The organism is Saccharothrix sp. CB00851 (assembly GCF_001905065.1).
GTDB lineage: Bacteria > Actinomycetota > Actinomycetes > Mycobacteriales > Pseudonocardiaceae > Actinosynnema.
In genome coordinates, this window is sequence record NZ_LWLC01000044.1 from 38,961 (window position 1) to 51,705 (window position 12,745).

At 72.1% G+C, this 12,745-nt stretch carries 12 protein-coding genes and 2 tRNA genes; 4 read left to right on the top strand and 10 right to left on the bottom strand.

The annotated features are described in order from the left end of the window. Positions 1-13: 13 nt before the first annotated feature. Positions 14-601, top strand: a complete 588-nt coding sequence (locus A6A25_RS34075; RefSeq protein WP_073897251.1) for a nitroreductase family protein — start codon at positions 14-16, stop codon at positions 599-601. A gap of 44 nt (positions 602-645) precedes the next feature. On the opposite strand, the gene A6A25_RS34080 is transcribed toward A6A25_RS34075, so the two are convergent. From A6A25_RS34080 to A6A25_RS34100, 5 genes are all read right to left on the bottom strand, one after another. Next, positions 646-1,104, bottom strand: a complete 459-nt coding sequence (locus A6A25_RS34080) for a PPOX class F420-dependent oxidoreductase (RefSeq protein ID WP_073897253.1) — start codon at positions 1,102-1,104, stop codon at positions 646-648. A gap of 106 nt (positions 1,105-1,210) precedes the next feature. Next, a tRNA-Leu gene (locus tag A6A25_RS34085) sits at positions 1,211-1,283 on the bottom strand. Between the two features lie 4 nt (positions 1,284-1,287). Next, positions 1,288-1,361: transfer RNA gene (locus tag A6A25_RS34090), tRNA-Leu, on the bottom strand. A gap of 221 nt (positions 1,362-1,582) precedes the next feature. Next, positions 1,583-3,307, bottom strand: coding sequence for an ABC transporter permease subunit (locus A6A25_RS34095; protein WP_073897255.1), 1,725 nt, complete (start codon positions 3,305-3,307; stop codon positions 1,583-1,585). After that, the gene (locus A6A25_RS34100; protein ID WP_073897257.1) at positions 3,304-4,773 is read right to left on the bottom strand and encodes an ABC transporter substrate-binding protein; all 1,470 of its coding nucleotides are present in this window, start codon (positions 4,771-4,773) and stop codon (positions 3,304-3,306) included. Before A6A25_RS34100 ends, A6A25_RS34095 begins: the two co-directional genes overlap by 4 nt. Before the next feature lie 112 nt (positions 4,774-4,885). Between A6A25_RS34100 and A6A25_RS34105 the strand changes: the two genes are divergently transcribed. Next, a complete protein-coding gene (locus A6A25_RS34105; protein ID WP_073897276.1) occupies positions 4,886-5,539 on the top strand; it encodes a pentapeptide repeat-containing protein in 654 nt (217 codons plus the stop codon). A 22-nt stretch (positions 5,540-5,561) separates the two neighbouring features. On the opposite strand, the gene A6A25_RS34110 is transcribed toward A6A25_RS34105, so the two are convergent. Then, a complete protein-coding gene (locus A6A25_RS34110; protein ID WP_073897259.1) occupies positions 5,562-7,277 on the bottom strand; it encodes a sensor histidine kinase in 1,716 nt (571 codons plus the stop codon). Then, on the bottom strand, positions 7,274-7,939 hold the full coding sequence (locus A6A25_RS34115) for a response regulator transcription factor (RefSeq protein WP_073897261.1): 666 nt from the start codon (positions 7,937-7,939) through the stop codon (positions 7,274-7,276). Before A6A25_RS34115 ends, A6A25_RS34110 begins: the two co-directional genes overlap by 4 nt. 81 nt (positions 7,940-8,020) lie before the next feature. On the opposite strand from A6A25_RS34115, the gene A6A25_RS34120 reads away from it, so the two are divergent. Then, a complete protein-coding gene (locus A6A25_RS34120; protein ID WP_073897263.1) occupies positions 8,021-8,833 on the top strand; it encodes a DUF3152 domain-containing protein in 813 nt (270 codons plus the stop codon). Here the strand turns inward: A6A25_RS34120 and A6A25_RS34125 are convergent. The 3 genes from A6A25_RS34125 to A6A25_RS34135 form a co-directional block, all read right to left on the bottom strand. After that, positions 8,830-10,188, bottom strand: a complete 1,359-nt coding sequence (locus A6A25_RS34125; protein WP_073897265.1) for a serine hydrolase domain-containing protein — start codon at positions 10,186-10,188, stop codon at positions 8,830-8,832. The genes A6A25_RS34120 and A6A25_RS34125 overlap by 4 nt on opposite strands. A 74-nt stretch (positions 10,189-10,262) precedes the next feature. Further along, entirely contained in the window at positions 10,263-10,838 is a 576-nt protein-coding gene (locus A6A25_RS34130) for a TIGR00730 family Rossman fold protein (protein WP_073897267.1), read from the bottom strand. A gap of 441 nt (positions 10,839-11,279) precedes the next feature. Then, the gene (locus tag A6A25_RS34135) at positions 11,280-11,999 is read right to left on the bottom strand and encodes an SDR family NAD(P)-dependent oxidoreductase (protein WP_073897269.1); all 720 of its coding nucleotides are present in this window, start codon (positions 11,997-11,999) and stop codon (positions 11,280-11,282) included. Positions 12,000-12,220: 221 nt separating this feature from the next. Here A6A25_RS34135 and A6A25_RS34140 point away from each other — a divergent pair, with 221 nt between their 5' ends. Then, the gene (locus A6A25_RS34140) at positions 12,221-12,703 is read left to right on the top strand and encodes a hypothetical protein (RefSeq protein WP_073897271.1); all 483 of its coding nucleotides are present in this window, start codon (positions 12,221-12,223) and stop codon (positions 12,701-12,703) included. The last annotated feature ends 42 nt before the right edge of the window (positions 12,704-12,745 follow it).

The following is a 12,745-nucleotide window of genomic DNA, read 5'->3' on the forward strand; positions in this document are numbered from 1 at the left end:
AGGAGGGGTATTCGTGGAGTTCCAGGACGTGGTGCGCCGCAGGCGGATGGTGCGCGAGTTCACCGACGAGCCGGTGCCTGACGAGACCGTGCGGCGGATCATGCGCAACGCGCTGCGCGGCCCGTCGGCCGGGTACTCGCAGGGCCAGGCGTTCCTCGTGCTGCGGGGCGAGGAGCAGGAGCGGTTCTACGAGTCGATCAGCCACCTGTGGGCCGTCGACACGGTGAAGACCGCGCCGGTGCTCGTGATCGCGTTCGCGGTGAAGGACGCCTACCTCGACCGGTACGCCGAGCCGGACAAGGGGTGGACCGACCGCAGCGAGGACCACTGGCCCGTGCCGTACTGGTACATCGACACCGGGATGGCCGTGCTGCTGGTGCTGCAGACCGCGGTCGACGCGGGGCTCGGCGCGGTGTACTTCGGCGTCGGGGCGGACGACTTCGACCCGGTCCGCGCGGCGTTCGGCGTGCCGGCGAGCCACGTGCCGGTCGGGGCCATCGCGATCGGGCACCGCGCCGAGGACGACGTCACGGCGGGCGCGTCACCGCGGACCCGCAAGCGCCGGCCGTTCGAGGAAGCCGTGCACTTCGGGCGGTGGTAGTGCGCCACGGGTTCCCGGGGCTCGCCGCCCCGGGAACCCGTGGTTCAGTTGACCTTCTCGCCGTACACCTTGTCGACCTTGATGGTGAGGAGCACGTGCCGCTCCTTCACCACGGCTGTCCGGTACTCCTCCCAGTCGGGGTGCTCGCCGGCGGCCTGGCGGTAGTAGGCCACGAGCGCGTCGACCTCGGGGCCGTTCGGGTCGGTGGGCGGTCCGGTGATCGTCGCCGTGCCTTCGGCGGTGGCCCACTCCCAGCCGTCCTCGCTGGTCACCTCCAGCGCGACCCGCGGGTCACGGCGCAGGTTCGCGACCTTGGCGGTCCCGGCACCGGTCGCGATGAGGACGACATCGGACTCCCGGTCGTACGACGGCATGATCGGGGAGAGCTGCGGCCTGCCGTCGGCCTTGATCGTGGCGAGCACGGCGAGCCGGCTCTTCGCGAGCAACGCGCGCGGGTCGAATGCCTTCTCGGTCGTCTCGGTCGTCTCGGTCGTGTCGGTCATGCCGGCACCAACCTGCGGTCCACGGTCCGATATTCCCGTTTCTCGCCGTCCTTTCGGGTGAATCGAGCGTACTGCGACCGTCTCAGCGCGATCTACTCGTGGAATGTGCCCCCACCAGGATTCGAACCTGGACTGGACGCGTTCTGAGCGCGTTGCCTCTTCCGTTGGGCTACGGGGGCGTGATGCGGTTCCGGGGATTCGAACCCCGACTGGACCGGCCCTCAACCGGACGCCTCTACCACTTGGGCTAGAACCGCGGGAATCGCCAGTGGAACGACGAAGCCGCCCGGATCGGTTCTCCCGATGGGCGGCTCCACAATCCCTGACGAGGTCACGTCACGGCGGGGAGTCCGCGCAGCTCAGCAGCAGGAGCACAAGCTCTGGCGTCCGCGACTGCGTCATGACCCGATCCCTCCTCCGTGATGTTGTCGTCAGCCTGCACCGAATCGATCGGTGCGCGCAACGGCTTTTCCAGGGCTCAGCGCCGTACCGGTCGCGCGGCGGACGACAGGGTGGACAGCGAAACCGCGAGGATGGCGAGCAACAACAGCATCGCCGTCGGCGCGAGGGCCGCCCACGGCGCCCGTTCCAGGTACGGCAGGGATTCGGCCGACATCAGGCCCCACTCCGGCGCGGGCGGCGGTGCACCGAGGCCGAGGAAACCCAGTGACGCCAACGCGAGCGCGATACCGGGCAAGCGCAGGACGGCGTGCCGGACGACCGGACCGGCCACGGCGGGCAGGACGTGCCGGGTCAGGACCCACGTCGGGCCGGCAGCCAGCGCGCGCAACGCGGTGACGTGCGTGGCCGCGCGGTTCTCGCGGACCAGGGCCGCCGCGTGGGCGGCGAGCGGTGGCCACGAGACCAGGCCGACCGCGATGGACGCGCCGACCGTGCCGGGACCGACGGTCGCGGCGACCAGGATGCCCGCGATCACGGGCGGCACGGCGTTGGCGGTCTCGGCGGCGCCCTCCGCCATGCCCGGCAGGAAACCGACGACCAGCGCCACCACCACCGAGCACAGGCACACCAGCACCGTGGCGGTGAGCGTGGCCGCCGCACCGTGCCCCACCCTGGCCAGCACGTCACGGCCCAGCGCGTCGGTGCCCAGCGGGTGCGCCCAGCCCGGTGGCGCGAGCCGGGCGGCCGGGTGCACCCGCAGCGGCTCGCGCAGCAGTCCCCAGCAGACCACCACCGCGGGCACGGCCGCGCTGACGGCGACGACCACGCGGTGCCACCGACCGGCGGCGACCGGCACGGGCGGCGGCGCGGGCAGTGCCGCGGCACGCAGCGCCGGTCCGAGCATCCGCCGCCGGGCACCGGCCACGAGCACACCGCCCACGAGCCCGAGCAGCACGAGGACGAGCACGGACCCCTGCAACAGCGGGAGATCCTGCGCCTCGGCGGCACCCAGCGCGGTCCGGCCGAGCCCCGGCACGGCGAACACCACCTCCACCGCGACCGCTCCCCCGGTCAGCCCGACCGCGACCAGCCCGAACTGCGGCAGCACGGCGGGCAGTGCACGACGTGCCGCGGCCCGGCCGATCACTCCCGGCGAACAGCCCCACGACCGCCACAGCACGACCCAACGTTCCTCGAACACGGCGGGCACCGCGTCGTCCACCAACCGCCCCAGGATGCCGCCCGCGGGCAGGCCCAACGCCAACGCGGGCAGCACCAGGTGTTGCGGCCCTTGCCACCCGTACGGCGGGAACCAGCCCGACCACACCGACAGCACCACCAGCAGCACCGTGGCCACCAGGAACTCCGGCAGCGCGGCGAGCACGGCCGCCGAGGCACCGGTGCGCGCACGTGCCGTCCCTCGCGCGCCGCGCACGAACGTCGACGCCGACAGCGCGGCGGCCGACACCAGCGCCACGACCAGCGCCGCGCCCATCAACGCCACCGACACGCCCGTCGCGGCCAGCACCGACGGCAGCACCTCGGCGCCACCGACCCACGACCGGCCCAGGTCGCCGCGCAGCGCACCGCCCAGCCAGTCGCCGAACAACGCCACCGGCCCGGCGTCCAGCCCGAACTCGCGGCGCACCGCGTCCAGTGCCTCCGCGGTCGGCTCCTGCTCGGCGGAACGGGCGCGCAGCACCGACAGCGCCGGGTCGCGCCCGGACAGCCACGGCAGCAGCCCGATCACGGCGACGACCGCGGCGAGCCCGCCGACGCGGGTGATCGACGACGCGGTCACCGCAGCCGGGTCGCGGAGGTGATCAGCGTCCGCTCGCGCGGGTCCTTGGCCGAGTCGACCACCGACGTCGCGTCACCCTGGATCACGCGTTCGTGCAGCATCGGGATCGCCGCGTCGGTCCGCAGTACCGCCGCCTCGGCCGCCAGGATCGCGGCCCGGCGCCCGTCGCCCGCCTCGGTGGCGGCGGCGGTCCGCACGGCGGCGTCCACGTCACCGTCGCACAGTTGCGCGATGTTGAACGAACCGGCGCAGGTGAAGTCCGACTGCACGTAGGCCACGGGGTCGCCCGAGTCGAGCACGGTCGCCCGGGACAGGATGAACGCGTCGAACTTCCCGGCCAGCGCGTCCTCCTCGATGTGCGCGTACTCGCGCACGACCTGGGTCACGGTGAACCCGGCGTCCTCCAGTTGCTGTTGCAGCACCGAGGCGACCTCGGGCAGCTCGGCGCGGTCGGAGAACGTGGCCAGGGTGATCGCGGTGCCCTTCGGGTCGGCGGCCCCGGTGCGGCCGGTGAGCGGGGTGCGTCCGGCGGCGGCCCACGGCAGCGCGGGTCCGAGCAGCCCTTCGGCGACGTCGGCCCGGCCCTCGTAGACGCTGCGCACGATCTCGTCCGCGTCGATCGCCTCCCGTGCGGCGGCACGCAGACCCCGGTCCCGGAACGGTCCCGCCTTCGTGTTCAGGTACAGGGTGTTGGTGCGCGGCATCGGCACCTCGCTGATCGTCGCCGGGTCGAGCAGCGCCGCCTGGGAGACCGGCACGGCCTCCGCGATGTGCGCCTCACCGCCGCGGATCGCGGCGGCACGGGCGGTGCCGTCGGGGACGAACGAGACGTCGATGCCCGCGGCGGCGGCCTTCTCGCCCCAGTAGCCGTCGTAGCGGTCGAGCGTGGCGGTCGTGGTGCCGTTGACCGCGACCAACTCGAACGGCCCGGTGCCCGTGCCGACCGGGTCGACCTTGCCGTCCGCGCGGTAGGCGCTCGCCGCGAGGATCGCCAGCTGGGGTGACGAAAGGCGTTGCGGCACCAGGGGGTCGGGGGTGGCGGTGGTGACGACGACGGTGTCCCCGACCGTTTCGGCGGTCAGCTGGACCCCGTCGAGGATGCGCGGTTTGGGCGTGGCGGCGGTGGCCCGGGTGAGCGTGTTGGTGACGGCCGCGGCGGTCAACGCGGTGCCGTCGTGGAACGTCACGCCTTGGCGGACGGTGAACTCCCAGGCGTGGTCGGAGATCCGCCGCCACCCGGTGGCCAGCCCCGACCGCGCGTTGCCGTCCGCGTCGAGGGTGACCAGCGTTTCCGCGGTGGACCAGCGGGAGAGCTTGAACGCGTCGTCGCTGAACGGTGTGAGGCCGGAGCGCGGCGGTTGCAGCATGGCGAGCTTGATCCGACCGCCGGACGGTTCCGCGCTCGGGGCGAAGCACCCGGTCAGCAGCAGGGCGCAGGCGGCGATCAGGGTGATGCGGTGGCGCACGGGGTGTCGTCCAAGTGTTCGGTGACGGGGCCCCGGGAACCTAACAAAATGGTTATCGTTCTCAACAGTGGATGTGCGCACCGCCACGCGGCGCCCCGACTACGATCCCGGCATGCGTGAACCCCGGGCACTCGCGGACCTGCCGTTCGCCGCCTACCTGGAAGACCACGACGGCGTCCGGTTGGAGTCGGGTGGGGACTACAACGTCGTCCACGTCGCCGACCAGGAGTTCGAGGAGCTCTCGGCGGGCAACGCGCGGTTCAGCGAGTCGGCGCTGTCCGGGGTCCGGTTCACCGACGGGTCGCTGCGGCGGGCGCGGTTCAACGACGTGTGGCTGCACGGCGTCCAGGTCATCGGCACCGACCTGGCCGAGACCGGCTGGCTCGACGCGGAGGTCGTGAACAGCGCGTTCGCCGGGGTGGCCCTGTTCGAGGCCGGGATGAGCCGCGTCACGTTCTTCGGCTGCAAGCTCGTCTCGCTCAACCTGCGCGGCGCCACGCTGCGCGACGTGGCGTTCGTCAACAGCGTCCTGCGCGACGTGGACTTCACCGAGGCGAAGCTGACCGGCGTGACGTTCCCCGGCTCGACGCTGGAAGACCTCCGGTTCGAGGGTGCCGAACTGGCGAAGGTGGACTTCCGCGAGGCGGCCGAACTGGGTATCCGCAACGGTTTCGCCTCGCTGCGCGGCGCGACGATCACCTTGGCGCAGGCGCTCGACCTGGCTCCGGCGTTCGCCCAGACGCTCGGCATCACGATCAAGGACTGAGGTCGGGATCGAGGACCGGGGGTCACGCCACGGGCAGGGTGATGCGGAACGTCGCACCGGCGCCGGGTTCGCTGGTGACGGTCACGGTGCCGCCGTGCGCCTCGACCAGGTGCCGGGTGATCGCCAGGCCGAGCCCGCTGCCGCCGGTGCTGCGGCTGCGGGACTTGTCGGCCCGCCAGAACCGGTCGAACACGTGCGGCAGGTCGTCCGGCGCGATGCCGACGCCGGTGTCGGCCACCTCGATCACCACCCCGCCGTCGAGCCGGGCCGCGACGGACACCGCACCGCCCGCCGGGGTGTAGCGGATGGCGTTGGTGACCAGGTTCTCCACCGCCTGCCGCAGCCGCACCGGGTCGGCGACGCAGAACAGCTCCCCCTCGGTCCGCGCGGTGACGGTGACGTCGCGGTTGGCGTGCGCGGCCACGACCTGCTCGACCACGTCGGCCGCGTCGATCGGCTCCGGGTGCAGGCGCAGCGTGCCCGCGTCGGCCTGCGCCAGGTCGTGCAGGTCGTCCACGAGGCGTTGCAGCACCAGCGACTCCTCCGCCAGCAACGCCACCAGCCGCTGGTCGGTCGCGGCGACACCGTCCTGGGCCGCCTCCAGCCACCCGGTGACGTTGCTCAACGGCGTCCGCAGCTCGTGCGCGACGTCGCCGACCAGCGCCTGGCGCTGCCGCTCGGTGTCGGCGAGCTTGGCCGACATGGCGTTGAACGACCGGGCCAGCTCGCCGATCTCGCCCTTGGCCGCGCTCACCCGCACCTCCCGGTCGCCCGCGCCCATCCGCTGCGTCGCGGCGGTGAGCGCGCGGATCGGCCGGACCAGGTGGTTGGCCGTCAACCAGGACGCGACACCGGCCAGGGCGAGGATGCCCAACGCGGTCCACGCGATGCGCGTGACGCCCGCCGTGGACAGGTCGACGGTCGGCGGCACCGCGCCCGTCGGCTCGGTCAGGAACAACAGGGCGGCGGGCGCGACGTGCGGGCGCAGCTGCTCGCGGCGCGCCGAGGCCAGGCACGCCGATTCCGCCGGCGAGCCCACCGCCCGGTAAGACCCGGGCAGCTCCGGCGCCAACCACGGCATGGGGAACGGTTTGAGGTTCGGCGTGCGGCCGAGGCACTCCCGGACCAGCTCGATCAGCGCGGCGCCCGCCTCCCGCTCCGTCGCGGTGGCACCGTTGAGCCGCTCGTCGAACGCGCAGTCCGCGCCCGCCGAGCTCGCTCTCGTCGGGACCAGCGTCGGCCGTCCGTTCGGCTGCACCACGACCGTCCGCCCGTCGCACGCGGCGATGGCGTCGGCCCGTGCGCGCAGGTCGTCACGCTCCCGCTGGGTCAGCGCGAACGGCCCGACCGCGCGCGGGTCGATCTCGTCCACGCCGCCGGGCTTGAGCACCGGGTTGACGTGCAACGGGTCCACCACGACGGTCGGGTCCACCGGCAGCGGCGGCGAGCCCGCGTCACCGGAGTCGGCGATGGGCGTGCGGTCCCAGCCGGTCAACGCGATCCGCCTGCCGGTCCCCGCGGCCAGCGCGTCCACTGTGGACTGCACGCCCGCCCAGCCCGGGTTGGCCGCCGCGTACCCGAGCAGCCGGTCGTAGATCGTCGCGTCGGTGGCCAGCGCCTCGCCCCGCTCCTGCCGGATGCTGCCGGTGGTGGCCTGGGTGGCGAGCCAGGCGGTGACCGCGATGGACGAGGCCGCGATCAGCAGGGACACCGCGAAGAACCGGAAGAGCAGGCTCATACCAGCTTGTAGCCGATCCCGTAGACGGTCAGCAGCCTGCGCGGCCGACGCGGGTCGTCCTCGATCTTGCGCCGCAGCTTGACCACGTGCACGTCCACCGTCCGCTCGGTGGTGAAGCCGTCCTGCAGCAGCTGGCCGCGGGTGAACACCCGGTGCGGCCGGGCGGCCAGCGTCGACAGCATGCGGAACTCCGTCGGGGTCAGGCCGACCGGCTCGCCCGCCAGCGTCACCTCGTGCCGGCTCGGGTCCACCACGATGTCGCCGACCGTCAGCACGGCGGCGTCTGCGACCTTCGCACGGCCGGCGCGGCGCAGGATCGTGCGTACCCGGGCGACGAGCTGGCGCGGCCGGAACGGCTTGGTCACGTAGTCGTCCGCGCCGAGGTCGAACCCGAGCAGCACGTCGTCCTCGGCCGACCGCGCGGTCAGCAGGACGATCGGCACGTCGGAGTCGGCGCGCAGCACGCGGAGCACGTCCAGTCCGTCCACCGCGGGCATCATCACGTCCAGCACCAGCAGGTCCGGGTCGCGCCGACGTGCCTCGTCGATGGCGGACCGGCCGTCGTGCACGACCACCACCGAGTGCCCGTCGTGCTCGAGGTAGCGGCGGACGAGTTCCGCCTGGTGGGTGTTGTCCTCGGCGACGAGGATGTGGGCGCACACGAGAAGCGAGTATGCCGACCTTCACGGCCATCGAGCAGGACGACAACAGGTTCTTCACAGTTCGTCCCGATCTTGGAGGCCATGAACGTCCGCGTGGTTTTGGTCGCCTGCGCCGTCACGGCCCTGGTGTTGACGTACGTGCGGTTCGCGGCCGAACGCCCGGCGGCGCGGTCCGCCCAGCCCGTCCAGTCGGCGGTGATCGCCACTCACCGGGCGATGACAACCGCGGTCCGGACGACGACAACGGTGCAGACGACAACCACCAAGCGAACCTACGCGTCCAGTGCGGACCTGCCCGACGGCGGGCCCATCCCGACCGACGGCCACGGGACGTTCCACGCCGTGCCGGGGACGTCACCGGTCGTCGGGACGGGCGCCGTGCGCACGTACGCGGTGGAGGTCGAGGACGGGGTGGCCGCCGACGAGCGGGCGTTCGGCGCGTTCGTGCAGGAGACGCTGTCCGACCCGCGTGGCTGGACGGCGCGCGGTGACGTCGCGTTCCGGCGGGTGACCGGGCCCGCGGCCATCCGGGTCCGGCTGACCTCGCAGAACACCGCCCGCGCGGTGTGCGGGTACGAGATCCCGGTGGACGTGTCCTGCCGCAACGGCGGCGTCGTGCACCTCAGCGCCGCCCGGTGGGTGCGCGGCGCGGTCGCGTTCGACGGCGACCTCACCGCGTACCGCCGGTACATGGTCAACCACGAGGTGGGGCACGCGCTGGGCGAGGGCCACCGGCCCTGTCCGGCGCACGGCGGGCCGGCACCGGTGATGATGCAGCAGACGTTCAGCACGTCGAACGACGAGGTCGCCGCGATCACCGCCGGTGTGCCGCAGGGCGTGGTGGTCCCGGTGGACGGCAAGGTGTGCCGTCCGAACGGGTGGCCGTTTCCCTAGTTCTTGGGGCTCTTCGGTGCGGCGCGCATGCTGAAGTGCAGGTACGGCGAGCCGTCCGGCAGCGTGTAGAACACCACGGGCGCCCACGGCTCGTGCGCGTTGCGCCGGGCGGCGAACAGGCCCTCCTCCACCGGCACGAGCACCGCGTTGGTGACCGCGTTGATGGCGGCCAGCTCGCCGGTGCTCTCGCCGCGCAGGTTCAGCACGCCGTCCCGCTCGGTCACCTCCACGTCGTAGCCCTCGCGCACGTAGGAGCCGACGTACCGGCCGAGGTCCACCGCGGGAGGCTCGGCGGGAGGCTCGAACTCCGGCACCGCGACACCGGCGTGCTCGGTCAGCAGTTCGGTGAACAGCCGCTGGTAGACCTCGGCGGGCACGCCGCCGTTGGTGAGCAGCGCGACCGCCACCCCCGCCTCGGGCACGACCCGCAGGAACGCCTTCTGGCCGATCGTCGCGCCGTCGTGCCCGATCACGCGACCACCGGGCCAGTCGTAGGTGATCCACCCGAGGCCCCAGCACATGCGGTGCGCGTGGCTCGCGGGCAGCTGCACGAACGGTTGGCACATCGCGGCCACGTGCTCGGCGGGCAGGACGACCGTGCCGTCCGGGGTCCGGCCGCCGTCGAGGTACAGGCGGGCGAAGCGGACGACGTCGGCGGCGGTGGCGTTGATCGTCCCGGCCGGACCGGCGGAGCGGGACAGCCCCCACACCGGTGCGGGCACCGGGTCGTCGCCCGGTTCACCGAGGTGGCCGAGGGCGGAGCGGAACCTCAGCACGTCCTCGGCCAGGGTCACGGTGCTGCGCGCGCCCAGCGGGTCGAGCAGGCGTTCGCGCAGGACGTCGTCCCAGACCTGGCCGGTCAGCACCTCGACGATCCGGCCGAGCACGGTGAAGCCGGTGTTGCAGTAGGACATCGTGGCGCCCGGCGGGTGGTTCTGGCCGAGCCGGGCGCACGACGCGACGTACGCGGCCAGGCAGTCGTCACCGCGCCCGGTGTCGTGGAAGTAGTCCCCGTCGATGCCGCTGGTGTGCGACAGCAGTTGCCGGGTCGTCACGGTCTTGGTCGCCACCGGGTCCGCCACGGCGAACCCGGGCAGCACGGAGGCCACCGGCGCGTCCAGGTCGAGCGCACCTTCGGCGACCAGCTGCATGACCAGCGTGGCCGTGTAGAGCTTGGTGATCGAGCCGATCTGGAACAGCGAGTCCGCGGTGGCCTCGACGCCGGTGCCGAGGTGCAGCACGCCGGTCGCGCACTCGTGGACCTCGCCGTCGATCAGGACCGCCAGTGACGCACCGGGCACCTGGTGCGCCTCGCACAGCTCCGCCAGCCGTTGCTGCCAGTGGTTGATGTCCATCGCCCGCTCCCCCCGGATGGCGCGAAACTTTCGCGAAAACCCTTCGCGATTTCTCCACCGTACCGACTTCGGATCTACGGCAGGGGCTTGTCGTCGGTCCAGGTGTAGTCGGGGGTCCGGAATTCACGACATCGGGTGAGCAGGCGGTCGAGATCGTGGTCCACCAGCAGCATGTCCCGGTACGGCGGCTTGAGGAACCCCTCCTCCACCATGTGGTCGACCATCTTGATCAGGTGCGTGAAGTAGCCGTCCACGTCCAGCAGCGCGACCGGCTTGGTGTGCAGGCCGAGCTGGGCCCACGTCCACACCTCGAACAGCTCTTCCAACGTGCCCGCGCCGCCCGGCAGGGTCACGAAGGCGTCCGCCAGCTCGGCCATCAACGCCTTGCGCTCGTGCATGGACGCGACGACGTGCAGTTGTGTGAGATTTTCGTGTGCGACTTCCCAGTCGACCAGGCTGCGCGGGATGACTCCGACTACTGACCCGCCCGCGGCCAGGGCGCTGTCGGCGAGGGCGCCCATCAGGCCGACCCGGCCGCCGCCGTAGACGATCTCGACCCCTTGTCCGGCCAGCGTGCGGCCGGCTTGGCGTGCCGCCTCGACGTGCCGCACCCGGCCGCTGGAGGAGCCGCAGAACACGCACACCCGCATGGGGACACGGTAGGTGTGTTGGGTGCGGGTGCGGGGCGTGGGGTGGGTGTGGGGCGTGGGGTGGCTGTTGTCCGGTCCGGCTCGATTTGACATGGGGCCCCTTACGGGTACTCCAGGCAGGCCAAAGCCGGGCAGGCCTGGCGGATAAAGCGCCCGCCAAGCCTGCCCGGCTTCGACCAGCCTAAAGCACCCGAACCCCATGTAAAATCGGGCCTCTGCGGTTGGTTGCGGGTCCGTTGCGGGTCCGTTGTGGGCCGTTGCCGGGTGTTGCGGGCCCGTTGGGGTGTCGCTCGATAGGGCGATAGATGCAACCTTTGACAACCTAAATCGCATTTCTCACGTTAGCCGGAGAAAACGGCCGGCCCGGCGGCGGGGAGGCGTGGGCGGGCGTAGACAGGGGGCGGTGGGTTGGTCGTCGGGTCCTGTCGGTTGGTGGTCGGGTCAGCGGCCGAGGCCTGCGCCGCCGTTGACGCCGATGACCTGGCCCGTGATGTGACCGGCCTCCGGGGAGGTCAGGAACGTGACGGCCGCCGCGACGTCGGCGGGGGTGCCGGTGCGGCCGTTGGCGGGGTTGCCGACCAGCTTCTTGCGCCGTTCCTCGGACAGCGTGCCGCCGAAGAACTCGGTCTCCTCGGTGACGCCGGGTGAGACGACGTTGACCGTGATGCCCCGCCCACCCAGTGCGAAGGCCAGGTCGGCGGTCCACGCTTCGACGGCGGCCTTGGCGGCGCCGTAGCTGCCGGAGCCGCGGCGGGCGGCGATGGAGCCGATGGTGACCACCCTGGCGTCGTCGGCCAGGCGTGGTTCCAGGGCGGTGGTCACCAGGACGGCGCTGAGGACGTTCGACTCGAAGTTGGCCAGCCACAGGTCGCGCACGTCGGCCAGGCCCTCGGGGGCGGGGCGGCGGCGGGTTTGGTTGCCGCCCGCGTTGTTCACCAGCACGTCGACGCGGCTGAGGAGGGTGGCCAGTGCGGCCTGTACCTGTGCGGGGTCGGCGGCGTCGAAGGTGACCGCGCGGGCGCCGATCTCGGCGGCCGTGGTGGTGAGGACGTCCGTCCGCCGTCCGGTGATCACGACGTCCGCGCCCTGCTTGACCAGTGCGGCGGCCACCGCCTTGCCGATACCCGTCCCGCCACCGGTCACGACCGCTGTTCTCGTCATGCCTGGTTCGTATCAGCGGAATTCCAGTGGGTCGATCCGCTTCTCGGCCCAACAATCGCCGTGATGGTTCACATTTGTGATCGGCACACGGTCGGGTGATGTGTTGTCACACGGTCGTTGCTCAATTTTCAGCCCAACGAGGAGTTGACCCGCTGTGCGCGCCGACGCGGAACTATCTTCCGGCGGAAAGGGGTTCCACCGCGCTACCCGGAGGTGTCGTCGTGCAGGTCAACCCTTGGCTGGTCCTCGCGCTCGTGGGCGGTCTCGTGGGCGCCGACCAGGTCCGCGCCGAAGAAACAGCCCGAGAGGCGACCGTGGAAGTGGTCGCGAAGCGCAGCCTCATGTCCGCGACCAGCACGCTCGCGGTCGGTGGGGGGTTCGTCGCCGGTGGTGAGCTGTTCGCCGCCGACGGCACGACCAGGGTGGGCGACGGCTATTCGCACTGCGGCGCGCTGACCGTGTCGGTGGCGGTGCCGCCGGAGGTGACCGCGCAGTGCGCGTCGGTCTACCGGCTGAAGGAGGGAGAGATCTACTTCTCCGGCATCCGCACGTACAAGTCGATCGCGGCGGGCTTCGGGGACACGACCGTGGGCGTCACGGGCGGTACCGGCGCCTACGCCAACGCCCGCGGTGAGGGCAAGGTGACCCGGTTGGGCGGGCAGGAGGTCGGCTACAAGATCGTCTTCACCGTGACGACGGACTAGGCGGCGTCTCCTAATTGTGGGAAGCGGTGCGGCAGATCATGA